Consider the following 24,360-nt stretch of genomic DNA (forward strand, 5'->3'; position numbering starts at 1 on the left):
GCTGGGGGTGGGGCGTTGTGGGGCGGGAGGCGTGCAGGTCGACAGGTAGTGCACCGGCGAGACGCCGTACACGGGTTGGCCCGAGCGCTCACGTGCTCTACGAAGCACCCGGCACTACCTGTCCACCTGCACACCGGACCAATGGCGCGGGCGGCCGGGCTAGAGCTCGAGGTCGAAGGCGAGATTGATGGCCTCGGCCAGGGCGGGTTCCTGGTCGGGGAGGAGGTAACCGATCAGGCGACCCAGCTGGACCCTCGGGATGGTCTGGATGTTGTCGCAGGAGATCGCGCTCTGGTGGTCGAGCCCGTTCTCGGGGCCGACCAGTACTTCGGTGGACAGGCCACGGATCGTGCTGGTGATCGGCGCGACCGTCACGTTGGTCAGGCGTGGGCGGATGAGTTCACGCGTCAGGACCACGACCGGCCGCGGTTTGTCGAGCCGGGCGATGTGGAGCGGCCGCATCAGTCGAGGTCGCTGAGCACAGTGCCGGCGGCCGCGGGGGCCAGGCCCTCCAGGTCGGGGTAGTCGCCGTGTTCGGTCAGGATGGCGAGGTCGCGGGCGGCCAGCTCGCGGCGGCGCTCGCGCTCCATCGCCCGGGCGACCACGGACGCCCGGCTCGTTGCCTTGTCGGTCGCCACCAACTCGTCCATGAAGTCGACGAGCTCATCCGGCAGCCGCACGGTGATCTGCTTACTCATACCAGAACCATACCGCGCTGGGATTCACTTCGGTAGCGCGGTCTGCTCCACGCACGTCTGCCACAGCCGCTCGGCGGTCGCCTGGTCCTGCGCCGCGGCGGACGGCTGGGTGAGTTTCTTGTCCGAGTAGTAGCCGCCGGCCTCGGCCCCAGCTCCCGCCGCCAGCCACACCAGCGTCTCGGCGCCCTGCTCCGGTGTCTTGGCGAACGGCTTGGTCATCGCCATCATGGCCTTCATCAGCCGGCCGTTGTTGGTGTTGAACCCGGTGGAGACCAGCCCAGGCTCGAACGAGTACGCCGGAACCCCGCGCCGGGCCAGTTCCGCCGTGAGCAGGATCGTCGCGAGCTTCGTCTCGCCGTACCGGCGCAGCGGGCCGCCCGTCATCCGGGCAGTCGTGGAGTAGAACCGCTCGCCGGCCAGATCGTCGAAGTCGATGCGCTTCGCCTTCGCGTGCTCGTCCGAGACGGTCATGATCACCCGGCCGCCAGGGGCGAGGCGGTCGGTCAGGAGATTGGTGATCAGGTACGGCGCGAGCACGTTCAACGCCCAGGTCAGCTCGATCCCTTCCGCGGAGAGCTGATGGGTGCCGTAGATCGCGCCGGCGTTGTTCACCAGGACGTCGATGACCGGCGCACGGTCCACGACGTCGGCGATCATCGTCCGGATCGAGGCCTGGGAGGTCAGATCGGCCTCGAAGACGTCCGCCCCGCCGAGGTCGGCCGCGACCTTCTCGGCCTTCGCCCGACTCCGCGCCACGAGCCCGAGGCGTGCGCCCTGCCTACTCAGCTCGCGTGCCGCCGCCAGCCCGATTCCGTTGGTTCCCCCGGTGATCAGTACGTATTTCCCGTGCATCCCCAGCCCCTTCGAAAGATCCCCTGGGACTACTAGAACCCCGGCAGGGGTCAGTTCGGCGACATCGTCGACCAGCTGAGGTCGGTGTCGGGCAGCGAGGGCAGCGCGGCGATGGCGGCCAGCTCGGTGTCGAGCAGGCCGACGAGCTGGGCCAGCCGGGCCGTGGTGTCGGTGGCTTCGAGCAACTTCTGCCGGTCCGGGGTGAGCAGGGTCATCGCGGCGGACATCAGGTACGACAGGGTGTTCGGGTCGTCCGGCAGTTCGCCGATGTGCAGACCCGGGCGGCTGATCTCGGTGACGGCCGCGGCGTACCGGCGGAACCGTTCGATCGCGATGGTCGCCGTACCGAGGGGGTCGTCGCCCAGCTCCTCGTCCATCCACTCGACGTCGGCGACCAGGTAGTCGCCGCCGCCGTCCAGCTCGGCCACCTTGAACCGGCGGTTGCCGGTCAGGGTGAGCTCGACCGGTCCGTCGTCGTCGGCGTCCAAGGTGATCTCGGAGATCGTCGCCGCACAACCGGTCCCGTAGAGCGACCGGAACACCCGCTCACCCAGCTCGTACCCGTCCCGGACGGCCAGCGCCCCGCAGACGAGTTCACCGCCGTTCTCGACCAGGTCGCGGACTACCGCGCGGCCCTGGACATCGGTGACCGGAATGGGGAGCACCAGCCCGGGGAAGATCACCGTCTCGACAGTGAGCAGCGGCAGGCGGGAGTCCATGCTGTCGAGCGTAGTGGACGATCACCCCGATCACGGCCCGTGATCGGCCGCGTGGTGGATGGGGCGCAGGGACGGCGGGTCGTCACCACTAGACTGAGGCCATGATTCGCCGCGTCGACCTGCGGGGCCGAGTGGCGGCCGGAGAGGTGTCCGACCTCCAAGCCGAAGTGCATGCCCTCGTCCCCCGAGCCGTGTTCGACGTCGAGAGGGCTCTCGACGTCGTCCGACCGATCTGTCTGGACGTCCGCCATCGTGGACTCGAGGCGATCAAGGAGTACGGCGAGAAGTTCGACCATGTGCGCGTCAACGAGGTCCGGGTCCCGGCCGAGGCGCTGAAGACCGCGCTGGAGGAGCTCGACCCCGAGGTCCGTGCGGCGTTCGAGGAGTCGATCCGCCGGGTCCGCGAGGTCAGCCAGGACGAGCTCACCGCCGACATCGCCTCCGAGCCCGCGCCCGGCGGACGGGTCACGCAGCGGTTCGTCCCGGTCCAGCGCGTCGGGCTGTACGTCCCCGGCGGTCGTGCGCCGCTGGCGTCCAGCGTGGTGATGAACGTCGTACCGGCGCAGGTTGCCGGCGTCCCGTCCCTCGCCGTCGCGTCGCCACCACAGAAGGACTTCGGCGGCTTGCCCCACCCGACTGTGCTCGCGGTGTGTGCGCTGCTGGGCATCGAAGAGGTGTACGCGATGGGCGGCGCGCAGGCGATCGCCGGATTCGCCTACGGCTTTGACGGATGCCGCAAGGTCAACCTGATCACGGGACCGGGCAACATCTATGTGGTCGCAGCCAAGCGGTTCCTGCTGGGTGAGGTCGGCATCGACTCCGAGGCCGGTCCGACCGAGATCGCGATCCTCGCGGACGACACCGCGGACCCGCAGCACGTCGCCGCCGATCTGATCAGCCAGGCCGAGCACGACCCAATGGCCGCGAGTGTGCTGGTGACGCCTTCGGAGGACCTGGCAGCGAAGGTGGAGGCCGAGCTGTCGGTGCAGGTCGCAAAGACCAAGCACCAGGACCGAGTCACCGAAGCGCTCAACGGTCAGCAGTCGGCCGTCGTACTCGTGGACGATCTGGACCAGGGGACCGCGGTGGTCGATGCGTACGCCGCCGAGCACCTGGAGATCCAGACCGCGGATGCGGAGGAGCGGGCCGGGCTGATCACCAACGCCGGCGCGATCTTCGTCGGCGGCTGGTCGCCGGTCTCGCTGGGCGACTACTGCGCTGGGTCCAACCACGTCCTCCCGACCGCCGGCTGCGCCTGCCACTCGTCGGGCTTGTCCGTTCGCAGCTTCCTGAAGGCGATGCACGTCGTGAACTACTCGCGCGACGCGCTGCAGGAGGTGGCCGGCCACGTGGTCGCGCTGGCGCACGCCGAGGACCTGCCGGCCCACGGCGCCGCGGTGTCGGTGCGATTCCCGGGGGAGAGCTGATGGGCCGCTTCGACGGGCTGCCGCTCCGCGACGAGCTGAAGAGCCTCGAGCCGTACGGCGCCCCGCAACTCGACGTACCCATCCTGCTCAACGTCAACGAGAACCCGTATCCGCCGAGCGAGGAGACCGTCGCCGACATTGCAGCTTCGGTCACCGAGGCGGCCCGCGGCCTGAACCGCTACCCGGACCGCGAGTTCCTCGACCTCCGCGCGGATCTCGCGGCGTACCTGGGCCGGGAGTCCGGCGCGCAACTGACCGCCGAGCAGGTCTGGGCGGCCAACGGTTCCAACGAGGTCATGCTGCACATCCTGCAGGCCTTCGGCGGACCAGGACGTACGGCGCTCTCGTTCGCGCCGACGTACTCGATGTATCCGGAGTACGCCCGGGACACCAACACGGCCTGGGTGACCGGCCGCCGGGCCGAGGACTTCACTCTCGACCAGAGCAAGGCGCTGGCCGCGATCTCCCGGCATCACCCGTCCGTGGTGCTGCTCGCCTCGCCGAACAACCCGACCGGGACGGCGCTGCCGATCGACGTGGTCGAGGCGATCGCCGCCCGGACCGCCGCGATCGGATCCGTGCTGGTGGTCGACGAGGCGTACGCCGAGTTCCGCCGTACCGGGACTCCGAGCGCGGTGACGCTGCTGCCGTCGTACCCGAATCTCGCGGTGGCGCGGACGATGTCGAAGGCGTTCGCGCTGGCCGGCGGCCGGGTCGGATACCTTGCCGCGAGCAAGCAGTTGGTGGACGCGCTGCGGATCGTGCGGTTGCCGTATCACCTGTCCGCGGTGACGCAGGCGGTCGCGCGGGCAGCACTGCGGCACTCCGATGAGTTGCTCGGCCGGGTCGAGCAGTTGCGGGTGGAGCGCGACGAGACGGTCGACTGGCTGCGGGCGCAGGGTCTGCGCGCGGTCGACTCGGACGCGAACTTCGTCCTGTTCGGCACGTTCGCCGACCGGCACGCGGTCTGGCAGTCGCTGCTGGACGACGGCGTACTGATCCGCGAGACCGGGCCGGACGGCTGGCTGCGGGTCTCGATCGGCACCGGCGCCGAGATGGCCGCATTCCGCGCTTCACTGGAGCGTGTACTCAAGACCGACGTAGGAAGGCTGACATGACGCGCACCGCGCGGATCGATCGGGAGACCAGCGAGTCGAAGGTCCTGGTCGAGCTGAACATCGACGGCGAGGGCCGGGCCGAGATCTCCACCGGCGTCGGGTTCTACGACCACATGCTCAACGCGCTGGCCAAGCACGCGCTGCTCGACCTGCACGTGAACACGGTCGGCGACCTCGAGATCGACGCGCACCACACGGTCGAGGACACCGCGATCGGCATCGGCCAGGCCTTGAAGGAAGCTCTCGGCGACAAGCGCGGGATCGGGCGCTTCGGCGATGCGACCGTGCCGCTGGACGAGGCGCTCGTGCACTGCACAGTCGACCTGTCCGGCCGGCCGTACTGCGTCCACACCGGCGAGCCCGACGGTCAGGTCTACGCGATCATCGGCGGCGACTACGCCGGTTCGCTGACCCAGCACGTGTTCGAGACGCTCGCGTTCAACGCCGCGATCTGCATCCACATCCGGGTGCTGTCCGGGCGCGACCCGCACCACATCGTCGAGGCTCAGTTCAAGGCCTTCGCCCGCGCGCTGAGGGCAGCCGCCGAGCTGGACCCGCGGCAGCCAGGCATTCCGTCGACCAAGGGCGCTCTGTGAGCAAGAAGGTCGTGCTGCTCGACTACGGATCGGGCAACATCCGATCGGGGGAGCGGGCACTTCAGCGCGTCGGCGCGGACGTGACCGTCACGTCCGACTTCGACGAGGCGCTGAACGCCGACGGCCTGCTCGTCCCGGGCGTCGGGGCGTTCGAGGCGTGCATGACCGGCCTCAAGTCGGTCCGTGGTGACGTCGTGGTCGACCGCAGGCTGACCGGCGCCCGCCCGGTGCTCGGGATCTGTGTCGGTATGCAGATCCTGTTCGCTCGCGGTATCGAGCACGGCGTCGAGACCGAGGGCTGCGAGCAGTGGCCCGGCACGGTCGAGCGATTGAGGCCCCAGCACGACGAGCCGGTCCCTCACATGGGCTGGAACACAGTCGACGTACCTTCCGGGACCGGGCTGTTCGACGGCATCGAGAAGGAACGCTTCTACTTCGTCCACTCGTACGGCGTCCGCGAGTGGCAGCTGACCGATGCCCGCGAGTCGGTGGCCCCGCTGGTGACCTGGACGACGTACGGCGACGACCGGTTCGTCGCCGCGGTCGAGAACGGCCCGCTCACCGCCACCCAGTTCCACCCCGAGAAGTCCGGCGACGCCGGCGCCGCCCTGCTGGCGAACTGGGTCCGCTCACTCTGACCGCACCCGCGGCGTACAGCGTGTGCATCATTCGGAGCGGGTGAGGACAGCTCCGGTCCTCCCGGGGTGGGATGGGTTGCGGCGGCAAGCCGGCCGTCGTGATCGAGGGGGCGGGTCGTCGATGGGCGGGATCCACAGCACGAAGAAACCGGACACCGGCGATCGCGCGGTCGTTCCGCGGTTCACCAGGGACACCGTCCTGGCGGTCCCGAAGGACCGGATACCGGCCGAGGAGATGCTGCCGCAGTCGGCGTACCAGATCATCCGGGACGAGGTCATGCTCGACGGCAATGCCCGGTTCAACCTGGCCACGTTCGTGACCACGTGGATGGACGACGAGGCGGACCGGCTGTACGCCGAGACGGTCGACAAGAACATGGTCGACAAGGACGAGTACCCGCAGACGGCCGAGATCGAGAGCCGCTGTGTGCGCATGCTCGCCGACCTGTGGAACGCGCCGGACGCGGAGGACGCGATCGGGACGTCGACGACAGGCAGCTCGGAGGGGTGCATGCTCGGCGGTCTGGCGCTGAAGCGGCGCTGGCAGCACGCCCGGCGCGCCGCGGGGCTGCCGACCGATCGGCCCAACCTCGTGATGGGCCAGAACGTGCAGGTCGTGTGGGAGAAGTTCGCCGAGTACTGGGACGTCGAGCCGCGGTACGTGCCGCTGGAGGGCGACAACCTCTACCTGACCGCCGACCGGGCCGTCCGCGCCGTGGACGAGAACACCATCGGCGTCGTCGCGATCCTCGGCTCGACGATGGAAGGCAGCTACGAGCCGGTCGCGGAGATCTGCGCCGCGCTGGACGACCTGGAGGAGCGGACCGGCCTGTCCGTGCCGGTGCACGTCGACGCGGCCTCCGGCGGATTCGTCGCTCCTTTCCTGCAGCCCGATCTGGCCTGGGACTTCCGGCTGCCCCGGGTCGCCTCGATCCAGGCGTCCGGTCACAAGTACGGCCTGGTCTATCCGGGCGTCGGCTGGGTGCTGTGGCGGCGCAGCGAGAACCTGCCCGAGGAACTGGTCTTCAAGGTGAACTACCTCGGTGGGGACATGCCGACGTTCGCGCTGAACTTCTCCCGGCCTGGTGCGCAGGTGCTGCTCCAGTACTTCCAGTTCCTGCGGCTCGGCCTGGACGGCTACCGGCGGATCCAGCAGACCTGTCAGGACGTGGCCGTGCACCTCACCGACGCGATCGCGGCGATGCCCGAGTTCGAGCTGGTCTCGGACGGTCGGGACCTGCCGGTGTTCGCGTTCCGGATGGCCGACGGTGTCACGAAGTACACCGCGTACGACGTGTCCCGGAAGCTGCGCGAGCGGGGCTGGCTGGTGCCGGCGTACACGATGCCCCCGAACCGGGAGGATTTGGTCGTCCTGCGCGTGGTCGTGCGGAACGGATTCAGCCACGACATGGCCGAGTTGTTCCTGCGTGACCTGCGGGTCGCGGTCGACTGGCTCGACGGACTGCAGGCTCCGATGCCGCCGGAGACGGCGCCGGCCGGCTTCCATCACTGACGAGAAGGCGAGCCTGCAGCGCAATACCAGTTGCATAGCTGGTTTTACTCCTGACCGGGGATCACGGTTTGGGTGACAGTGTCCGATTTCCGGGCTGCCAGGCCTTCACGGATGACAGCGGTGATGTCACACTCACTCGCCAGAGCGGTGGCAACCATCGGGGATCCGGGAGGCCGGGTGCTGGCGGCGAAGAACCTCGAGGTCGTCTACGACGACGTGATGCTGGTGCTGCGGGGCGTCGGTCTCGAGGTCCCGCAGGGACGGATCGTCGCCCTGCTGGGCGCGAACGGCGCCGGCAAGTCCACGCTGCTGCGCGCGCTGTCCGGTCTGCTCGACGTCCACGACGGCGAGGTCCGGCGCGGGTCGATCACCCTCGACGGTGAGCCGATCCACTCGTACGGCGCCAGCCGGATCGCTGCCCTGGGCATCAAACAGGTGATGGAGGGTCGGCGGATCCTTTCCGACCTGACGGTCGAGGACAACCTGCGGATCGGTGGACATGTCAGCCCGCGCTCGATCCGGAGCAACCTGGACCGGACCTATCAGCTGTTCCCGGTGCTGGCCGATCGGCGTCGTTCGCTGGCCGGCTACCTGTCCGGTGGCGAGCAGCAGATGCTCGCGATCGGCAGGGCGCTGATGTCCGATCCGAAGTACCTGCTGCTGGACGAGCCGAGCCTCGGCCTGGCGCCGATGATCGTGCGCCAGATCCGGGACGTGATCGTGCAGATCAACCAGGACGGCACCACGGTGCTCCTGGTCGAGCAGAACGCGGCGATGGCGCTGTCGATCGCCGAGCACGGCTACGTGCTGGAGAACGGCGCGATGGTGATGGACAAGCCCGCCGCCGACCTGCTCGCCGACGGCGACGTTCGCGAGTTCTACCTGGGCCTCGGTGCCGAAGGCTCGACGAAGTCCTTCCGAGATGTGAAGCACTACCGCCGCCGGAAGCGGTGGTTGTCATGACCGCGACGGAGGCCAGGCCGGGCGAAACCACGCGAGCGGACCCGGTGCTCAACTTCGAGGACGTCGTACTCGGGTTCGACGGGGTGACCGCTCTCAACGGTGTGACCTTCCGGGTGGATCCTGGCGAACTGTTCGCGGTGATCGGACCCAACGGCGCCGGCAAGACCTCGATCTTCAACGTGCTGTCCGGCGTCTACCGGCCGCAACGCGGCACCGTCCGGTTCGGTGACGAGGACCTGATCGGGCGCCGGCCGCACGCGATCGCCCGGCTCGGCATCGCCCGGACCTTCCAGAACATCGAGCTGTTCTCGAACCTGACCGTGCTCGACAACCTGATGCTCGGCCGGCACCTCCACCGCCCGTACGGCGTCCTCGCGGCCTTCGGGTGGATCGGCAAGGCCCGCCGCAACGAACTGGCCAACCGCGAGGCGGTCGAGGAGATCGTCGACTTCCTCGAGTTGGCGCAGTGGCGGCGACTCCCGGTCGGCCTGCTGCCGTACGGCATCCAGAAGCGGGTCGAACTCGGCCGGGCGCTGGCCTCGGAGCCGAAGCTGTTGCTGCTGGACGAACCGGTCGCCGGGATGAACCTGGAGGAGACCGAGGACATGGCCCGGTTCATCCTCGACATCCGCGACGAACTCGGGCTGCCGATGGTGATGGTCGAGCACGACATGGGCCTGGTGATGGATCTGGCCGACCGGATCATGGTGATCGACTTCGGCCGGCCGATCCGTACCGGTACGCCGAAGGAGGTGGCCACCGACCCCGATGTGGTCCGGGCCTACCTGGGTGAGGAACACCGGGTGGTGGAGCGGTCATGACAACGGTCGCGGCTCCGGTCACGATGGCGACGATCGCCACCCGGGTACGGGATCGCGCCGCCGCGTCGCCGGACCTGATCGCCTTGCGGGAAAAGGATCTGGGCATCTGGCAGCAGGTCAGCTGGCAGGGGTACTGGGACACCGCGGAGCTCGTCGGCCACGCGTTGCTTGCCCTCGGCATCGAACCGGGCGACCGGGTCGCGATCCACTCGGAGAACCGGCGCGAGTGGCTCTACACCGACGTCGGCACGGTCTCGGTCCGCGCTGCCACGGTCGGCCTCTACCCGACCAACCCGGTCGCCGAGGTCGGCTACCTGCTCCGCCACTCGGGCGCGAAGGTCTTGATCGCCGAGGACCAGGAGCAGGTCGACAAAGCCCTGGCCGTCGACGACCTGCCCGGCCTGACCCACATCGTGTACGTCGAGCCCCGCGGCATCCGCAATCGGTACGACGACCCGCGCCTGCTCGCCTGGCCGGACTTCCTCGCCCTCGGCGAGAAGCATCGACACGCCAACCCGGAAGCCGTGACCCAGCGGATGGACGAGTCGCGAGCGGACGACGTGGTCACGCTGATCTACACCTCCGGCACCACCGGCCCGCCGAAGGGCGTGATGCTCACAGCGGCGAACGTCGACTTCGCCATCCAGGAACTGATCGAGCGCGGCGGCTTCACCGCACCACCACCGTCGCCCCGCGACAGCGTGCTGTCCTACCTGCCGTTGTGCCATGTCGCCGAGCGGATCTTCAGCGGTTGGTTCGGCGCCGGCGCCGGAGTCTGCGTGCATTTCGCCGAGTCGATCGAGACCGTCGCCACCAACCTGCATGAGGTCCAGCCGACGGTCCTGTTCGGCGTACCCAGGATCTGGGAGAAGATCGCGGCCGGGGTGCAGATCCGGGTCGAGTCCGCCGACCCGGTGAAACGCGCGATCGGTGGCTTCTGGCTACGCCGAGCCGACTGGATCGGCGACGTACTGGCGGCCAACGGAGGTCGCCATACCGCTGCATCCCGAGCGGTCTACGCCGTCGGATGGCTGTTGTGCTATCGGGCACTGAAGGACCGGCTCGGCCTGCGCCAGGTCCGGTACGCCGCCTCCGGTGCCGCGCCGATCGCGCCCGAGGTACTGCGGTTCTTCATGGGACTCGGCCTGCCGATGCACGAGGTGTACGGCATGACCGAGAACACCGCGGTGGCGACCGCGAACCGCCCGGGCCGGGTCAAGGTCGGCACGGTCGGCGAGCCGCACGACGGCGTGGAGGTGCGGATCGACGAGAGCACCGGCGAGATCCTGACCCGGCACCCGGGCACGTTCGCCGGCTACTGGCACGATCCGGACGCGACCGCCGGAGTGATCGAGCCGGACGGCTGGCTGCACACCGGCGACGTAGGGGAGTGGGTCGACGGCACGCATCTGCGCATCACCGACCGGATGAAGGACATCATCATCACCGCGGGCGGCAAGAACGTCGCGCCGTCGGAGATCGAGAACGCGCTGAAGGCCTCGCCGTACATCAAGGAAGCGCTCGTGGTCGGCGATCGGCGCAAGTTCCTCGCGGCATTGATCGGCATCGAACCGGACACGGTCGGCCACTGGGCGCAAATGCACCGGTTGCCCTACTCGACGTACGGCGATCTGTCCGCGAAGCCCGAGGTGATCGCGTTGGTGCAGACCGTCGTGGACGAGGTGAACGTCCGCTTCGCCACCGTCGAGCAGGTCCGGTCGTTCCGGCTGCTGCCGAAGTTGCTGGATCACGAGGACGGCGAGCTGACCGCGACCCAGAAGCTGAAGCGCAGCGCCGTCACGACTTCGTTCGCCGACCTGGTCGAGTCCATGTACGCGGGTGATGCCCGGTGAACGAGTTCATCGCCACGGTCGTCCGCGGGCTCGGCAACGGGTCGATCTACGCCCTGCTGGCACTGGGATTCGTGATCGTCTACAAGTCCATGCGGGTGATCAGCTTCGCCCAGCCGGCCTTCATGATGGCCGGCGCTCTGCTGGTCAGTTACCTCGTGCTGTCGATGAACTTCTTCCTCGCCGTCGTGGTCGCGCTGCTGCTGACCGCGCTGCTCGGGGCCGGCGTCGAGCGGCTGGCGCTGCGGCCGATGATCGGCAAGCCGGTGTTCGTGATCGCGATCATCACCCTCGGCGTCGACATCGTGATCCGCACGGTGGTGAACGCGTTCATCGGCCTGGACATCCGCCAGATGGGCGACCCGTGGGGTCTGCAGCAGGTCGACGTACTCGGGGTGAAGGTCGATCAGCGGCATCTGGCCACGTTGGTGACGACACTGATCGTGGTCGCCGTACTGTTCGCCTTCTACCGCTGGTCGCGGACCGGCCTGGCGATGCGGGCGGCGTCCTCGGACCAGGAGGTCGCGCTCGCGCAGGGCGTGTCGGTCGGGCGGGTGTTCTCGCTGTCGTGGGCACTCGCGGCGGCCCTCGCCGGTCTGGCCGGTGTGTTCCTGTCGACCGGCATCGGGCTCGAGCAGAACCTCTGGCTGACCGCGCTCAAGGCTCTGCCGGTGATCATCCTCGGTGGCCTCGACTCGCTCGGTGGAGCGGTGATCGCCGGACTCTCGATCGGCGTGGTCGAGGCGCTGGTCGGCAGCTACGGCGGCGATTTGCACCCGATCTTCGGCGGCGACTTCTTCCTGGTCGTGCCGTACCTGCTGATGCTGCTCGTCCTGCTGGTCAGACCGTACGGCCTGTTCGGGACCAAGGAAGTGGAGCGAATATGAGCGCGCGCACCGGACGGCCGCTGCTCTACCTGTCCTACGGGCAGGACATGGCGTTGCTCAACACCTCGGCGAAGCGTGGCTGGACCTTGGTGCTGGCGATCGGTGCGGTGGCTCTGCCCTTCCTGCTCACCGACGACCTGCTCGTCGTACTGGCCACTGCGTGTGTCGCGTCGATCGGTGCGATCGGCCTGAACATCGTCACCGGGTACGGCGGACAAGTGTCGCTCGGGCACGCGTTCTTCCTCGGGATCGGCGCGTACACCGCTGCTGCGATCTCGGGTGATCCGGACAACCCCCGGCTGATCGGCTTCGGGATCACGTCGGTACCGATCTGGTTGCTCGGGGCCGGTCTGGTCGCCGGTCTGGCCGGGCTGATCGTCTCGCCGTTGGCGGCCCGGTTGCGCGGGCTGTACCTGGCCGTGGTGACGCTCGGACTGGTGTTCATCGGGGAACACATCTTCAAGCACTGGAAGCACCTCACCGGGGGAGTCGGGGTCGGCCGTCCGGCCGCCGTACCGGAGTTGTTCGGGATCCAGTTCGCGGTCGACGGGGAGGTGTTCACGAAGGCACAGAAGCTCTATCTGCTGATGCTCGTGCTGCTGGTGATCTTCGGCGTACTGGCCCGCAACCTCGTCCGGTCCAGGGTCGGCCGGGCGCTGGCCGCCGTTCGGGACCGGGATCTGGCCGCCGAGGTGATCGGTGTCGACGTGACCCGGTACAAGATGATCGCGTTCGCGGTGTCGTCGTTCTACGCCGGCGTCGCGGGCGCGCTGCTGTACGTGATGATCGGGTTCGTCGAGCCCGGGTCGTTCAACCTCGCGCTGTCGGTGCAGTACATCGCGATGATCCTGATCGGTGGTGTCGCCACCATCTCCGGATCGGTGCTCGGCGCCCTGTTCATCACGCTGCTACCGCGGGTCACCCGCGAGCTCCCGGCCGTGCTGCCGTTCATCAGCAGCAGCTCCGGCTCCGGGAGCATCACGGTCTTCCAGGTCGAGACGATTCTCTACGGCCTGTTGATCATCGGCTTCCTGATCTTCGAACCGCGAGGGCTGTTCGGGATCTGGAACCGGCTGCGCACCTACTGGAAGTCGTGGCCGTTCTCGCACTGACCCCGCGTGCCCTGGGGGCCACCGATCGGCCGGAGAAGGAGTATCGATGAGCGTTCGGAAGGGAATTGCCATCGCGCTGGTAACGGCGATGGCTGCGCTGGTGGGGTGCCGCAACGACGCCCCGGAGACCCAGGAGGGTGGTTCGGGCGTCAAGTTCGACGTCGGGGTCACCAGCGAGCCGTGCCCGGGCGCGGTCGACGCGGCCAAGGGCTGCATCTACCTCGGGTCGATCTCGGACCTGACCGAGGGCCCGTTCAAGGCACTCGGCGTACCGATCACCGAGGCCCAGAAGGCCTTCTGGAAGCGGGTCAACACGGCCGGCGGGATCGGCGACTTCGAGGTCGACGTGACCAAGTTCGTCAAGGACAACAAGTACAACCCGCAGACCCACAACGAGGTGTACGCCGAGATCAAGCCCGACGTCCTCGGACTGGCCCAGACGCTCGGCTCACCGACCACGGCCGCCATCCTCGGCGACCTGAAGGCCAGCAACATGATCGGCGTACCGGCGTCCTGGACCTCGGCCTGGGCGTTCGAGGACGTCATCCTCGAGTCGGGCACGAACTACTGCTTCGAGTCGATGAACTCGGTCGACTTCGGGGCGGAGACGCTGAAGGCCAAGACCGTTGCCGCGGTGCACTTCCCGGGTGACTACGGTGACGACGCCGCGGCCGGGACCAAGCTCGCGGCCGAGGCCAACGGGATGACGTTCACCGACATCCCGACCGCGCCGGGGCAGGAGAACCAGGGGGCGGCGGTCCAGAAACTGCTCGCGGCCAAGCCCGATCTGGTCATCGTGTCCACCGGCCCGACCGAGGCGGCGACGATCGTCGGCGGAGCGGCCCAGAACGGGTTCAAGGGGCAGTTCATCGGCACCAGCCCGACCTGGAACGCGGCGCTGCTGAAGAGCCCGGCCGCTCCCGCATTGACCGCGCTCTACCGGCAGTCCGGACCATGGGCGCCGTACGGGACGGACACTCCGGGACACAAGGCACTGGCCGAGGCGCTGGACCCGGCGATGTTCAAGGCCGCGCCGAACGATGGTTACACGGCCGGCTGGGTCTGGTCGTACCCGATGAAGGCGGCCCTGCAGAAGGCCGTCGACTCCAAGGACCTCACCCGCGCCGGGTTGCTGGCCGCAGTGAAGTCGCTGGAGACCGTGGACTACGAAGGGATGCTGCCCGCGGAGGCCGGCAAGTTCGGCGGTACGCCGGACGAGCGGGTGTTCCGGAGCAGCATCATCTCCAAGGTGGACCCGACGGCGCCGACCGGCGTGAAGGTGGAGAAGGACTTCTTCACCGGCAAGACGGCCGAGAAGTACCAGTTCACCAAGCCCTGTTACCAGTAGGTCGTTGAATGTCGTCGTACCCGCGGGTCTGAGAGCCCGCGGGTACTTCGGCGCGCGGTTCGCCTTGTCGTTGTCTGCCGTTCACCATACGTTCATCGATGACCGGCAGATCTTTTCCGCCCCCGAGGAGGCCGTACCGTGTCCGTTGATCCCAATCCCCTGTCCCGCCGCCAGTTCGTCAGCCGTGCCGCCGCGGCAGGCGTGGCGGTCAGCCTGGCCGGCTCGGTCGAGGCGCTGTACACCGCGCAGCCCGCGCTCGGCACCTCCGGCCCGAAGATCGGCTACGGCCCGCTGATCGAGGACCCGGACGGCATGCTCGACCTGCCGCGTGGGTTCGACTACAAGATCCTGTCCCGCGAGGGCACCGTCCGGCCGGACGGACTGAAGATTCCGAGCCGGTTCGACGGCATGGGCGTGTTCCCGGACCGCAACGGCGGGACCCGACTGGTCCGCAACCACGAATGCAGCCCGACCTCCGTGATCAAGGTGGTCGCCCCGGCCGAGCGGACCTACGACCCTGCCGGCGCCGGCGGCACCAGCACGCTGGCGGTGGACCGGCACAACGGCGCCACCAAGGAGTTCGTCAGCCTCGGCGGTACTGCGATCAACTGCTCCGGCGGCCACACGCCGTGGCGCACCTGGCTGACCTGCGAGGAGACCGAGCTCAAGGCCGGCGAGAGCGGCTACACCAAGGACCACGGCTACATCTTCGAGGTCGACCCGTACGACGACCGCCGCAACGTGAACCCGACTCCGCTGAAGGAGATGGGCCGGTTCCAGCACGAGGCGGTGGCCATCGACCCGTCCACCGGGATCGTGTACGAGACCGAGGACGCGTTCGTCGCGCCGCTCGGTGGGTTCTACCGGTTCCTGCCGAACCGTCCGCGCGGAGGCTGGGGAACGCTGCGGGCGGGCGGCGAACTGCAGGCCATGCACATCCCGGATCTGCCCGACCTGTCCGTCGTACAGGAGGCCGGCACGCTGTTCCACGGCGTGCAGTGGGTCAAGGTGCCGGACCCGTTGGCGACGACCGAGTCGGTCCGGGCGCAGGACTACGCCAAGCCGATCACCGGCGGCTACAAGCTCGAGGGCTGCTGGTGGGGAGAAAAGGACCGCTGCGTGTACTTCGTCTCGTCGTTCGCCCGGACCGAGCTCGGTCCCAAGGTGGACCACGACGGACAGGTGTGGCGGTACGACCCGCGGAAGGAGACGCTGCGCCTCGAAGTGATCTTCACCCGGCCGAAGCCCGGCTCGGACGATCCCGAGTTCGATGCCCCCGACAACATCACGATGTCGCCGTACGGCGGTCTGATGCTGTGCGAGGACGGGCTCGGTGAGCAGCACATCCTCGGCACCACCGAGGACGGCCAGGTGTTCAAGTTCGCCCGCAACCGGGTGAACCTCGGCACGCCGGAGGAGCCGGAGTACGGCGAACTGTCCGGCGTCGGCTTCTCCGCCGACGGCCGGACGATGTTCTTCAACGTCTACAACCCCGGCATCACCTACGCCGTCACCGGCCCCTGGCGCCGCCGCCGCTGAACTCCTGACTGAACACACACGAGGGGATATCCCCGGAAGGTGTGGGTTCTCCCCTCGTACAGGAGTAGAGAACCCACAACGGCAAGGGATATCCCCTCGTGTTGTCAGGGGGAGGGGGTGATGTGGATGCCGGACTCCATGTCCAGGACCCGGTGGTAGTCGGCGTCGAGGGTGGCCGGGTCGCTGTGGATCAGGATGACCCAGGCCAGGCAGGTGAACAGGTCCACTGTCTCCGGTACGACGGCGTCCTCGTCGTACAGGATCTTCATCCAGTGGAACGACTTCAGCGACTCGATGTCGTCGAACACCTCGCGGTTGCTGAAGTACCCCTCCCGCGGTGCGATGACGAAGATGCCGCGCAGGTGCTGGACCAGATCGAACCCGTCCCGCACCTCGCCGCGGACCCGGTGGGCCACCGTCCGCTTGATGTGGTTGTCGCCGGTGGCCAGATCACTGACCATCTGGTGGCCGCCGCCGGCCGGCCGGGCCGCGACCTCGATCAGCCGTGGTCCGTCCGGCGTCATCATCACCTCGACATGACCGCAGCCGACCCGGATGCCGACCGCGTCGAGTACGTCGCGGGTGTACGGCCAGAGCGCCTGCACCTCCGCGTCGTCCTCGGCCAGGAAGTCGATCCGCCGGTAGATGCCGATCTTGTCGCCCCGGCCGACCTTCGTGTAGCGGCAGACGTCGACCAGCGCGTGTTTCCCGTCCACGCTGTAGGTGTCGACCAGGTACTCCGTGCCTTCGGCGTACTCCTGGATCAGGACGGCGTCGTTGGTCAGCCCCATCTTGTTGGTCCGGCCAAGGACCCGGTCGAACCGCTCCCGCCAGTCGCCGTCCTCGAAGACGACGTAGACCTCGTCGCCGGCGGCGCTCTTCGGCGGCTTGATCACCAGCCGCTTGCCGAGCAGGTCGTTCTCCTTCAGCCACCGCTCCGCCTCGACCGGATCCGCGGTCAGGAACTGGCGTAACCGTGGCACACCCGCGGCCGCGAGCGCCTGCGCCATCTCCCACTTGTCCCGCCGTGCCGACGCCAGCTCCGGGACGTTGCCGGTGCCGGGCGCCAGGAGCCCGATCAGCCGGTCGCACAGCTCGACCCCGCTCTCCGCACCAGGCACCAGGTACTCCGGCTCGTAGTGCCGCAGTTCCTCAGCCAACGCCTGTACGTCGCCGGTGAAGTAGTGCACGTGTTCGAAGTCCTCCGGATGCCAGCTCGTCGTGTACGCCGGTGGTGGCTCGGAAGCACTGAGTACGGCGACCGGCAGCCGGCCCGCCTCGCGGAACGCGGCCGCATATTCCTGTCCCGTGGACAACGGGTCCACGATGATCGTGTAGTTACTCATCCTGTCCTCCTACAAGCTCTGGCTCGGCGGTGCGGGTGGTGGTCTCCTCGGCGGTCGTGGGTGTCATCCCGAAGTACGCGAGGACGACGCCGATCCCGCCGGCCAGCCCGCACAACACCCAGACCTGGGTTCCGGACGTGTTCCAGATCCACACCCCGAGGAACGGGCCGAGGGCCGAACCGAGGCCGAACATCGCGTGCGCGGATCCGACGTACCGGCCGAGTAAGGGCTTCGGTGCGGCCATGCCCGGATACGCGAACATGGTCGGGCCGCCGATGATCTCGGCCAGCGTCCAGAGCAGGGTGCCGATCACGAAGATCGCCAACCCGCCGGGCAGTGCATAGAACGCGAGGCCGCCGCCGAGCAGTACGAATCCGGTCATCGCGACGACCCGGGCGGGCCGGTTCTGCACCACCTTCGTCACCAGCAACTCGCAGGTGATCACGACGAAGCCGTTCAGCGCGACGATCGCGCTGTACCACCAGGTCGACAGCCCGTCCGCCTTCATGTGCAGCGGCAGCACGGCCAGGTACTGCATGTAGATCGCCGCGTTGATGAACATGCACAGCAGGAACAGCATGTACTTGTAGTCCCGCAGTACGGCGACGTATCCACCGGCCGACGGCTGGTCCTCCGACGTCACTTCGACGGGAGCTGCGGATCGCTTCGGCAGCGCGACGATGGCCACGGCGGCGTACGCCAGCGCCGCGACCGCTTCGCCGATGAACAGCAGGTTCCAGGACACCGCGACGAGGGCGGCGCCGATCAGCGGGGCTGCCGTCGTACCGAGGTTCATCGCCAGCCGGTAGACCGCGAAGATCATCACCTGGCGGTTCTTCGGCGTCAGTTCGGTCAGCAAGGCAGCGGATGCCGGGCGGTAGAACTGGCCGACCGCACCGGCCAGCGCGACCACGACGACCACGGCCGCGTAGCTCGGCACGTAGGCGATCGCGAGGACGAACCCCGCCATCCCGAACATGCTGATCATCACCGCGGCCCGCGGCCCGACCCGGTCCGACAGCGATCCACCGATGATCAGGCCGATCACCGAGCCGCCGCCGTACACGCCGAGCGCGGTGCCGGCCTGGACCGGCGTGAAGCCCTTCGAGGTGGTCAGGAACAGCACCAGGAAGACCTGCAGGAACCAGCCGAGCTTGTTCACGAAGACGCCGACCAGCAGCGCCTTCACCGGCACCGGAGCATCCCGGATGGTCTCCCAGATGCCGGTGCTCTCGTCGGTCGCCGTCATGGCGTCGGCTCCTTCGGATGACCTGACCAGCGCAACGCCTTCTCCGCCGCGTCGAGTCCGGCGCGGCAGTCGTCCACCGTGGTGGCGACGGTCGTCGCGTAGGCGATCCGGCCCCACAGCGTGCCCGCCGGCGGGGGACTGGTCGTGGCGCCGGGCTCCATCAACGGCACCAGTTGGTCGATCGTGCCCGGCAGACCGTCCGCGTCGAAGCCGACGGAGTCGAGTACCGTATCGTCTTCGTCCACGTAGAAGAAGCGGACGCCGCCGACCATCGTGCGGTCCGGCAGCAGCAGGGGCTGACGCCCGCACGCGACAGCGGCCGCCGCAAGCCCCGGATCCACGCCGGTCGCCTGCAGACCGAGGTACGGGATCAGGTCGCCGCCGATCCGGGCATTGATCTCGATCAGCTTCGGTCCGTCGGCGGTGATCATGAGCTCGGTGTGCGTCACGCCGTCGGTGAAGGCGATCGCCTTGTGTGCGTCGACGAGCACCTGCAGCAACTGGTCGTCGGCGAGCAACGGATCCGCCGCGTCCACGATGTGCCCGATCTCCTCGGCGTACGGCGGGTAGCCGATCTCCTTGCGGGCCAGGCAGAACGGCGTCACCTGGCCCTGGTAGATCGCCGCGTCGATGCTGATCTCGTAGCCGTCGGCGAACTCCTCGACCAGCACCTTGACGTCGTAGTGCGGCGCCTCCGGCACGGTCGTGTCGTGGGCGAAGGCCCAGTTCGCCGCGAGTTCGTCGGGTGAGTTCACCTTGACCACGCCGAGGCTGGCGGCGAGGGCGCGAGGCTTGAGGATCACCGGGTAGCCGAGGTCGCACGCGACGGCCAGTGCCTCGTCGACGGTGTCCACCAGGATCGACTTCGGCTGCGGGACGCCGTGCTCGGTGAGCGCCGTACGGGTCAGGTGCTTGTCGCGGCAGCGGTTCACCATCGCGACGTCACCGCCGGGCAGGCCCAGCGCTTCGGCGATGTGGGCGGTCTGCAGGATCCGTGCCTCGTCCCAGCAGAGCACGCCGTCGATCGCTTCCTTGTCGTTGAGTTCGTTCGCCGCGGCGACGAGCGCGTCGGCGTCGAGCGTGCTCTCCAGCACGGTCCAGTTCTCGATGTAGTCGGTCTCCCAGGTGGGCTCGGCGTGCAGGAACATGTGGATCCGGTACTGCGGTGCGATCGACCGCAGGATGTACTCACGGAACAGCCGCATGCCGGTGGCGACCACCAGCAGGTGAGGTCGTTCGTTCATCTCAGGCCTCCCTGACCGGAGCGGGGATCTGCCGGATGGCACTGATCCCGGTGGTGCCGTCGGCGCGACGGAAGTGGTCCCTGATCCGGATGTTGCCTTGAGCATCGAACTCGGGGACGCTGTGGCACTCGCCGCTGACCAGGTCGCCGGTCGCGGTGACCAGGCAGTACGCCGCATCGAACGAGCCGTCCGGCCGCAGCAACCCGACCAGCCGCCCACTGCGCAGCGTGCCGCCGGCGTAGAACTCCGCCCAGACCAGGTCGTCCTCGCGGTGATACTGCCCGTACGGCGCTCCGCCGGCCGGATCGTCGACCTCGAGCCGGAACCACACCCCGTCGACGTCGGGGACCAGCGGTTCCGGGACTGCCGCGGTCACCACTGCACCGCGCACAACTCGTCGGAGATCGGATAGATCTCCCGCTCGAACATGGAGTTCAGCACGATCGCGGCCCGGACCGGCAGTTGCGTCAGTCCGGCGTTCGTCAGCCCGTGGCTGTACCGGCTCGCGTTGAACGTGTAGATCCGGTGCCCGTTCATGCCCTTCCAGCGCACCGAGTAATCCGGCTCGACCAGCAGTTCACCGTCGTCGTCGACCTCGATTCGCTCCCGCAGGTCGTCGTCGAACGGTGCCTCCACGTGCTCCCGTCCGGCCGCAACCACCACCTGCCGTACGACGTGCTCCTCCGGCGTTGAGGTCGTCGTACAGCACAGACGGATGTTGCCGTCGGCCAGCAGTTCGGATGTCCTGACGTCGCGGCCCGGCAGCAAGGTGACCGGGAAGCGCCCGAGCGTCAGCATGCCGTCGTAGTTGGCCTGGTACAGCGCCCGCAGCCCACCGGGGGTGATGGCATCGCCGCTGTAGCGGGAGTCGTCGATCATCTCGCGGCGCTTGCCGCGGTTCAGGCCCTGCAGGTACTCGATGTGGGACGGCCGGTAGAGCTCGTTGGCCATCGGCGAGTCATCGATGCTCCGGAACCACTGGTTCCGGCCGAGCCAGCGAACGTCGGTGAAGCCGGAGCCGAGCAGCCGCAGCACACACTCCAGTCCCGTCTGGCCGCCGCCGACAACCGCCGTCGGCGCTGCCGTGTCCAGCCCGGCCATCCGTACGCCGAGTTCGTCGGCGATGAACGCACGTTCCACGGGCAGTTCGGTGATGTACGCCGGCCGGACCGGGCGCGTGCCCAGGCCGAGGACCAGGTGCTCGGAGACGGCCGCCGGAACACCGTCGACGCTGACCTCGAAGCCGTCGTCGGTGATGGAGATCGAGTCCACCCGGGAGGTGAAGTGCACCACGCCGAGGCGCTCGGTCGCCCAGGCCAGGTAGCGCTCGTACTCGATCCGGGGGAGCGAGTCGAACTGGGAGTTGATCAGCGCATAGAGCCGCCCGGAGGTGACCAGGTAGTTCAGGAACGTCAGCTCGTGCCGCGGGTCGACCAGCGACACCAGGTCCTTCATCCAGCCGGTCTGCATCCGCACCCCGGGGTAGAGCAGGGGCGTGTGCCAGCCGGTGCCCGGTCGGGCGTCGAACAGGGCGAGCGGTTCGGTGGTGACGTTCTGGTAGAGCGCCGCCAGCGAGAGGTTGGAGGGACCGGCCCCGATACCGATGGTGTGGTAGCGGGGCGTTCCTCGCTGCGGGCCTGGTTCCGTGATGGTCATGCGCTTGTTCTCCGTCCGCGAAGTGGTGGTGCGCGATGTGCCGATCAGGTCGCTCGCGGCCGTCCGGCTTGCGGCCAGCGCGGTTTTCACGCTGCCCCCGGACCCACCGGTGAAGGTGTAGAGCCGATGTGAGCTGCCGAGCACCGACCAGAGGGTCAGGACCGGCGGATCGGCGTAACAGTCGGCGTTGCTGACCATCAGGTCGGGCGCCGACAGCTTGAGGTGTGGCAGCCGTTCGGCGGCGATCCGGACGGCCTGGTCGGCCAGGTCCGGGATCGGCCGGCTGCTGCCGGGAGTGACGGACCAGTGATGGGTGTCCACGCCGAGCAGCAACCGGCCGTCGGCGGTGGGCCGCCCGTACAGGTCGCTGGTCTCGTCGACGAACATCGTCGGCAGGGCACCGGTGACCCGGTAGGTGGCGACCTGGATTGCCTTCGTGCGATACGGCTGCGCGGGGAGTGCGCTGCCGGTGAGCAGTCCCGGCGTCCACGGTCCGGCCGCCACGACGACAACGTCGTACCGATGGCTGGACGCGGGGAGGCGACAGCTCACCGAGCCGTCCGGGTGCGGGACGAGCCGGAGTACTGGGCCGTTGAGGACGCGGCTTGTCGGGCCGTCTGCGAGTCGGTGGATTACGGCCGTCCGGAGTTGGTCCGGCCGGATGAAGCCGGCCCGCTTCTCGAGTACGCCGACCGTGCCGTCGGGCAGGCCGTGCCAGCCGCGGCGGCGGAGGTCGGCGCCGTCGACGATCTCGGTCGAGCCCGGGTGGGCGTGTTCGACCTCAGCGACCGCAGCCTCGAGCCCGGCGTACGACGGCAACAGGTACGTGCAGCCGGTTTCGATGTAGCCGGCCTGTTCCTGCAGACCCTCGAACAACTCGGTCAGGCTCTCGATGGCCAGGCGTCGCTGGACCGGATGGGTCTCGAACCCGCGTACGCCGCCACCCGACGCCGCGGTCGCATCCGTCCCAGTCGAACCGGTCACGAGATCGACCTCGACGTCCTCGCTGAGGCGCCAGGCCAGCAGGGCACCGGCGATGCCGGCTCCGATGACGCAGACTCGCATCGCCCTACTCCTGTTCAGACCCGGTCAGCGCCACGCGCAGTGACCCGGTCTCCTGGACGCCGCCGGCCAGCAGCGCGAGCAGACTGCGTACCGCCAGCGGTGGGTCGAATCCGTCCGGCCGCAAGGCGCTTTCTCCGCGGGCGAGTTCGATCGCGGCAAGGTCCGGATCGAGTGGCTCGGAAACGCGGTGGACGCCGGCCAGCAATGGCCCGACGCGGTCGGCGAAGGCGCGGAAGGAATTGAAGCTGAAATCACTGCGGAAGCGGTCCGGCCGGTCCCAGGCCAGAAACAAGCGAACGATTGACGGGTCTTCGGTCCGGAGCAATTCCGTCGCACCGGTCCCGTGTTTCCGGCTGGTGGAGAATTTCTCTCCGGCGAACGTGTAGAACTCGTTCACCACCAGGCCGGAAACGGGCAGCCGGGCGATGCCGGCAGCGGCCCAGACGGCCGGCCAGTACAGCGCGTACCAGAACGCGTTGTCCAGGCCGAGGAAGTGCCACAGCGATCCGACCTGGTCGAGTGCGGCCAGGTACGCCGGCACATCCGCGGCCTCCGGATCGATGCCGCGGGCAACGGCGTACAGGTCGGAGAGGGCGATCTCGGTGTACGGGCCGATCCGCAGACCGGTGAGCGGGCCTTCTCCTTCGAGACCCCAGTTGGTGGGGTAGGCGAGCGCGATCTCCGGCAGTCCGGCCTGCAGGGTCCGGTCGATCAGGTCGCGGACGGCGGGCGGCAGCTCGGCGCGCAACCACATCGCGATCAGGGCTTCGCGGTGATCCTCCATCCGCAGTACAGGCACCGTCGCGGCGAACGGACGCGGCTCGCCACCGCAGCGGCCGCAGACCGGATCGACCATGGTGTCGACCTGGGTCAGGCTGCCGCATTGCTCACACGCGCCGCCGGCCGCGGGAGCCTTGCACTCGCCGCACAGGCCGCTCAGGTAGGACTCGTGCAGGGTCCGGCCGCAGTCCGCGCAGGCGTGCAGGGTGACCTCGCGCAACGGCGTCGCCCCGGAGGTGACGAGGTGGTTCATCAGTTGGCGGATGATCGGTCCGTGCGCGTCGCCGAGTGGATCGGTGAAGACGTCGTACCCGATCCTGGCCAGGGCGTAGGTGTCCTTGATGTCGTCGCGGAACTCGGCGGTCATCACGCCGACCTCGACGCCTTCGCGCTCGGCCCGGGTCAGCACGTAGTTCTGGTGTACGTCGAGGCCGGTGGTGACCACGACGCGTTCACCGCGGGCCCGCGCGGCTCGGGCGGCAATGTCTGCCGCGAGGTAGGGACCGGCCAGATGGCCGACGTGCAACGGGCCGTTGACGGTTGGCTGCGGGGAAGTGAGGACCGTGACCGGATCAGCCATGGCCGGCCTCGGCGGTGATCGGCATCCAATACGCGCTGAAGACGGTCAGTTCGGTGTCGGCCGACCGGTTCTGTACGACGTGCGCCTCCGTGCTGCTGAGCAGGAAGGCGTTGCCTTGGGGAACCACGTGTTCGCGGCCGCCGACGACGACGTACGCCGTCCCCGCCACGACGACTGACAACTCGAGTTCGGGGTGCTGGTCGACCGGGCTCTCCGAACCCGGCGGAACGGAGTACCACATCGCCTGGAAGGGCAGGTCCCGCTCGAGTCCGTACTGCTCCCACCGGACCACCCGAAGGTCCTTCACGTACTGGTCGTCACCGGTGCTCAGATCGAAAGTGCGCATGCTTCGCCACCCT

General features: G+C 68.4%; 23 protein-coding genes. 12 read left to right on the forward strand and 11 right to left on the reverse strand.

The features are described 5' to 3' along the window. Positions 1-159: 159 nt before the first annotated feature. The 4 genes from E0H73_RS04270 to E0H73_RS04285 are packed head-to-tail and all read right to left on the reverse strand — an operon-like array spanning position 160 to position 2,269. Complete coding sequence (locus E0H73_RS04270; protein ID WP_131351489.1) at positions 160-462, reverse strand: type II toxin-antitoxin system PemK/MazF family toxin; 303 nt, start codon at positions 460-462, stop codon at positions 160-162. Beyond that, the gene (locus tag E0H73_RS04275) at positions 462-698 is read right to left on the reverse strand and encodes a ribbon-helix-helix domain-containing protein (protein WP_131351492.1); all 237 of its coding nucleotides are present in this window, start codon (positions 696-698) and stop codon (positions 462-464) included. The genes E0H73_RS04270 and E0H73_RS04275 overlap by 1 nt, the downstream gene beginning before the upstream one ends. 24 nt (positions 699-722) lie before the next feature. Continuing rightward, positions 723-1,550 carry an SDR family NAD(P)-dependent oxidoreductase gene (locus E0H73_RS04280; protein ID WP_131351495.1) on the reverse strand — a complete coding sequence of 276 codons (828 nt, stop codon included), beginning with the start codon at positions 1,548-1,550 and terminating at the stop codon, positions 723-725. Between the two features lie 50 nt (positions 1,551-1,600). Next, positions 1,601-2,269 (reverse strand): LON peptidase substrate-binding domain-containing protein, encoded by a 669-nt coding sequence (locus E0H73_RS04285; RefSeq protein WP_131351498.1) that lies wholly within the window; start codon positions 2,267-2,269, stop codon positions 1,601-1,603. A gap of 101 nt (positions 2,270-2,370) precedes the next feature. On the opposite strand from E0H73_RS04285, the gene hisD reads away from it, so the two are divergent. From hisD to E0H73_RS04345, 12 genes are all read left to right on the forward strand, one after another. After that, a complete protein-coding gene (gene hisD / locus E0H73_RS04290; RefSeq protein WP_131351501.1) occupies positions 2,371-3,696 on the forward strand; it encodes a histidinol dehydrogenase in 1,326 nt (441 codons plus the stop codon). After that, positions 3,696-4,814, forward strand: coding sequence for a histidinol-phosphate transaminase (locus E0H73_RS04295; protein WP_131351504.1), 1,119 nt, complete (start codon positions 3,696-3,698; stop codon positions 4,812-4,814). The genes hisD and E0H73_RS04295 overlap by 1 nt, the downstream gene beginning before the upstream one ends. Beyond that, entirely contained in the window at positions 4,811-5,410 is a 600-nt protein-coding gene (hisB, locus tag E0H73_RS04300) for an imidazoleglycerol-phosphate dehydratase HisB (protein ID WP_131351507.1), read from the forward strand. The genes E0H73_RS04295 and hisB overlap by 4 nt, the downstream gene beginning before the upstream one ends. Then, on the forward strand, positions 5,407-6,048 hold the full coding sequence (gene hisH / locus E0H73_RS04305; protein WP_131351510.1) for an imidazole glycerol phosphate synthase subunit HisH: 642 nt from the start codon (positions 5,407-5,409) through the stop codon (positions 6,046-6,048). The genes hisB and hisH overlap by 4 nt, the downstream gene beginning before the upstream one ends. A gap of 121 nt (positions 6,049-6,169) precedes the next feature. Further along, a complete protein-coding gene (gene gad / locus E0H73_RS04310) occupies positions 6,170-7,561 on the forward strand; it encodes a glutamate decarboxylase (protein ID WP_131351513.1) in 1,392 nt (463 codons plus the stop codon). 123 nt (positions 7,562-7,684) lie between these two features. Continuing rightward, positions 7,685-8,524 (forward strand): ABC transporter ATP-binding protein, encoded by an 840-nt coding sequence (locus E0H73_RS04315; protein WP_238163795.1) that lies wholly within the window; start codon positions 7,685-7,687, stop codon positions 8,522-8,524. Continuing rightward, complete coding sequence (locus E0H73_RS04320) at positions 8,521-9,345, forward strand: ABC transporter ATP-binding protein (RefSeq protein WP_131351516.1); 825 nt, start codon at positions 8,521-8,523, stop codon at positions 9,343-9,345. Before E0H73_RS04315 ends, E0H73_RS04320 begins: the two co-directional genes overlap by 4 nt. After that, a complete protein-coding gene (locus tag E0H73_RS04325) occupies positions 9,342-11,198 on the forward strand; it encodes an AMP-dependent synthetase/ligase (RefSeq protein ID WP_238163796.1) in 1,857 nt (618 codons plus the stop codon). The genes E0H73_RS04320 and E0H73_RS04325 overlap by 4 nt, the downstream gene beginning before the upstream one ends. Next, entirely contained in the window at positions 11,195-12,082 is an 888-nt protein-coding gene (locus tag E0H73_RS04330; protein ID WP_131351519.1) for a branched-chain amino acid ABC transporter permease, read from the forward strand. The genes E0H73_RS04325 and E0H73_RS04330 overlap by 4 nt, the downstream gene beginning before the upstream one ends. Continuing rightward, a complete protein-coding gene (locus tag E0H73_RS04335; protein WP_131351522.1) occupies positions 12,079-13,194 on the forward strand; it encodes a branched-chain amino acid ABC transporter permease in 1,116 nt (371 codons plus the stop codon). Before E0H73_RS04330 ends, E0H73_RS04335 begins: the two co-directional genes overlap by 4 nt. A gap of 46 nt (positions 13,195-13,240) precedes the next feature. Then, the gene (locus E0H73_RS04340) at positions 13,241-14,542 is read left to right on the forward strand and encodes an ABC transporter substrate-binding protein (RefSeq protein WP_131351525.1); all 1,302 of its coding nucleotides are present in this window, start codon (positions 13,241-13,243) and stop codon (positions 14,540-14,542) included. A gap of 138 nt (positions 14,543-14,680) precedes the next feature. Continuing rightward, positions 14,681-16,081: an alkaline phosphatase PhoX gene (locus tag E0H73_RS04345; RefSeq protein ID WP_131351528.1), complete on the forward strand. Its 1,401-nt coding sequence runs from the start codon at positions 14,681-14,683 to the stop codon at positions 16,079-16,081. A 104-nt stretch (positions 16,082-16,185) separates the two neighbouring features. Here the strand turns inward: E0H73_RS04345 and E0H73_RS04350 are convergent, their stop codons facing one another. Genes E0H73_RS04350 through E0H73_RS04385 form a run of 7 tightly spaced genes read right to left on the reverse strand, consistent with a single transcriptional unit; the run spans position 16,186 to position 24,347 of the window. Further along, positions 16,186-17,427, reverse strand: coding sequence for an ATP-grasp domain-containing protein (locus tag E0H73_RS04350; protein ID WP_131351531.1), 1,242 nt, complete (start codon positions 17,425-17,427; stop codon positions 16,186-16,188). Next, positions 17,420-18,676, reverse strand: coding sequence for an MFS transporter (locus E0H73_RS04355; protein WP_131351533.1), 1,257 nt, complete (start codon positions 18,674-18,676; stop codon positions 17,420-17,422). The genes E0H73_RS04350 and E0H73_RS04355 overlap by 8 nt, the downstream gene beginning before the upstream one ends. After that, a complete protein-coding gene (locus E0H73_RS04360) occupies positions 18,673-19,920 on the reverse strand; it encodes an ATP-grasp domain-containing protein (RefSeq protein ID WP_131351536.1) in 1,248 nt (415 codons plus the stop codon). The genes E0H73_RS04355 and E0H73_RS04360 overlap by 4 nt, the downstream gene beginning before the upstream one ends. A 1-nt stretch (position 19,921) precedes the next feature. After that, positions 19,922-20,296: an avidin-fold protein gene (locus tag E0H73_RS04365; RefSeq protein WP_131351538.1), complete on the reverse strand. Its 375-nt coding sequence runs from the start codon at positions 20,294-20,296 to the stop codon at positions 19,922-19,924. After that, the gene (locus E0H73_RS46500) at positions 20,293-22,641 is read right to left on the reverse strand and encodes an FAD-dependent oxidoreductase (RefSeq protein ID WP_202867192.1); all 2,349 of its coding nucleotides are present in this window, start codon (positions 22,639-22,641) and stop codon (positions 20,293-20,295) included. The genes E0H73_RS04365 and E0H73_RS46500 overlap by 4 nt, the downstream gene beginning before the upstream one ends. Before the next feature lie 4 nt (positions 22,642-22,645). Further along, entirely contained in the window at positions 22,646-24,001 is a 1,356-nt protein-coding gene (locus E0H73_RS04380; protein ID WP_131351541.1) for a class I tRNA ligase family protein, read from the reverse strand. After that, entirely contained in the window at positions 23,994-24,347 is a 354-nt protein-coding gene (locus tag E0H73_RS04385; protein WP_131351542.1) for a cupin domain-containing protein, read from the reverse strand. Before E0H73_RS04385 ends, E0H73_RS04380 begins: the two co-directional genes overlap by 8 nt. Between the last annotated feature and the right edge of the window lie 13 nt (positions 24,348-24,360).

Origin of the sequence: Kribbella pittospori (genome assembly GCF_004331465.1) — a bacterium.
Taxonomy (GTDB): Bacteria; Actinomycetota; Actinomycetes; order Propionibacteriales; family Kribbellaceae; genus Kribbella; species Kribbella pittospori.

Excerpts from the sequence above, each read along its gene's own strand:
- E0H73_RS04270 (WP_131351489.1), bottom strand. The coding sequence starts at position 462 with ATGCGGCCGCTCCACATCGCCCGGCTCGACAAACCGCGGCCGGTCGTG.
- E0H73_RS04275 (WP_131351492.1), bottom strand. The coding sequence starts at position 698 with ATGAGTAAGCAGATCACCGTGCGGCTGCCGGATGAGCTCGTCGACTTC.
- E0H73_RS04280 (WP_131351495.1), bottom strand. The coding sequence starts at position 1,550 with ATGCACGGGAAATACGTACTGATCACCGGGGGAACCAACGGAATCGGG.
- E0H73_RS04285 (WP_131351498.1), bottom strand. The coding sequence starts at position 2,269 with ATGGACTCCCGCCTGCCGCTGCTCACTGTCGAGACGGTGATCTTCCCC.
- hisD (WP_131351501.1), top strand. The coding sequence starts at position 2,371 with ATGATTCGCCGCGTCGACCTGCGGGGCCGAGTGGCGGCCGGAGAGGTG.
- E0H73_RS04295 (WP_131351504.1), top strand. The coding sequence starts at position 3,696 with ATGGGCCGCTTCGACGGGCTGCCGCTCCGCGACGAGCTGAAGAGCCTC.
- hisB (WP_131351507.1), top strand. The coding sequence starts at position 4,811 with ATGACGCGCACCGCGCGGATCGATCGGGAGACCAGCGAGTCGAAGGTC.
- gad (WP_131351513.1), top strand. The coding sequence starts at position 6,170 with ATGGGCGGGATCCACAGCACGAAGAAACCGGACACCGGCGATCGCGCG.
- E0H73_RS04315 (WP_238163795.1), top strand. The coding sequence starts at position 7,685 with ATGTCACACTCACTCGCCAGAGCGGTGGCAACCATCGGGGATCCGGGA.
- E0H73_RS04320 (WP_131351516.1), top strand. The coding sequence starts at position 8,521 with ATGACCGCGACGGAGGCCAGGCCGGGCGAAACCACGCGAGCGGACCCG.
- E0H73_RS04325 (WP_238163796.1), top strand. The coding sequence starts at position 9,342 with ATGACAACGGTCGCGGCTCCGGTCACGATGGCGACGATCGCCACCCGG.
- E0H73_RS04335 (WP_131351522.1), top strand. The coding sequence starts at position 12,079 with ATGAGCGCGCGCACCGGACGGCCGCTGCTCTACCTGTCCTACGGGCAG.
- E0H73_RS04340 (WP_131351525.1), top strand. The coding sequence starts at position 13,241 with ATGAGCGTTCGGAAGGGAATTGCCATCGCGCTGGTAACGGCGATGGCT.
- E0H73_RS04350 (WP_131351531.1), bottom strand. The coding sequence starts at position 17,427 with ATGAGTAACTACACGATCATCGTGGACCCGTTGTCCACGGGACAGGAA.
- E0H73_RS04355 (WP_131351533.1), bottom strand. The coding sequence starts at position 18,676 with ATGACGGCGACCGACGAGAGCACCGGCATCTGGGAGACCATCCGGGAT.
- E0H73_RS04360 (WP_131351536.1), bottom strand. The coding sequence starts at position 19,920 with ATGAACGAACGACCTCACCTGCTGGTGGTCGCCACCGGCATGCGGCTG.
- E0H73_RS46500 (WP_202867192.1), bottom strand. The coding sequence starts at position 22,641 with ATGCGAGTCTGCGTCATCGGAGCCGGCATCGCCGGTGCCCTGCTGGCC.
- E0H73_RS04380 (WP_131351541.1), bottom strand. The coding sequence starts at position 24,001 with ATGGCTGATCCGGTCACGGTCCTCACTTCCCCGCAGCCAACCGTCAAC.
- E0H73_RS04385 (WP_131351542.1), bottom strand. The coding sequence starts at position 24,347 with ATGCGCACTTTCGATCTGAGCACCGGTGACGACCAGTACGTGAAGGAC.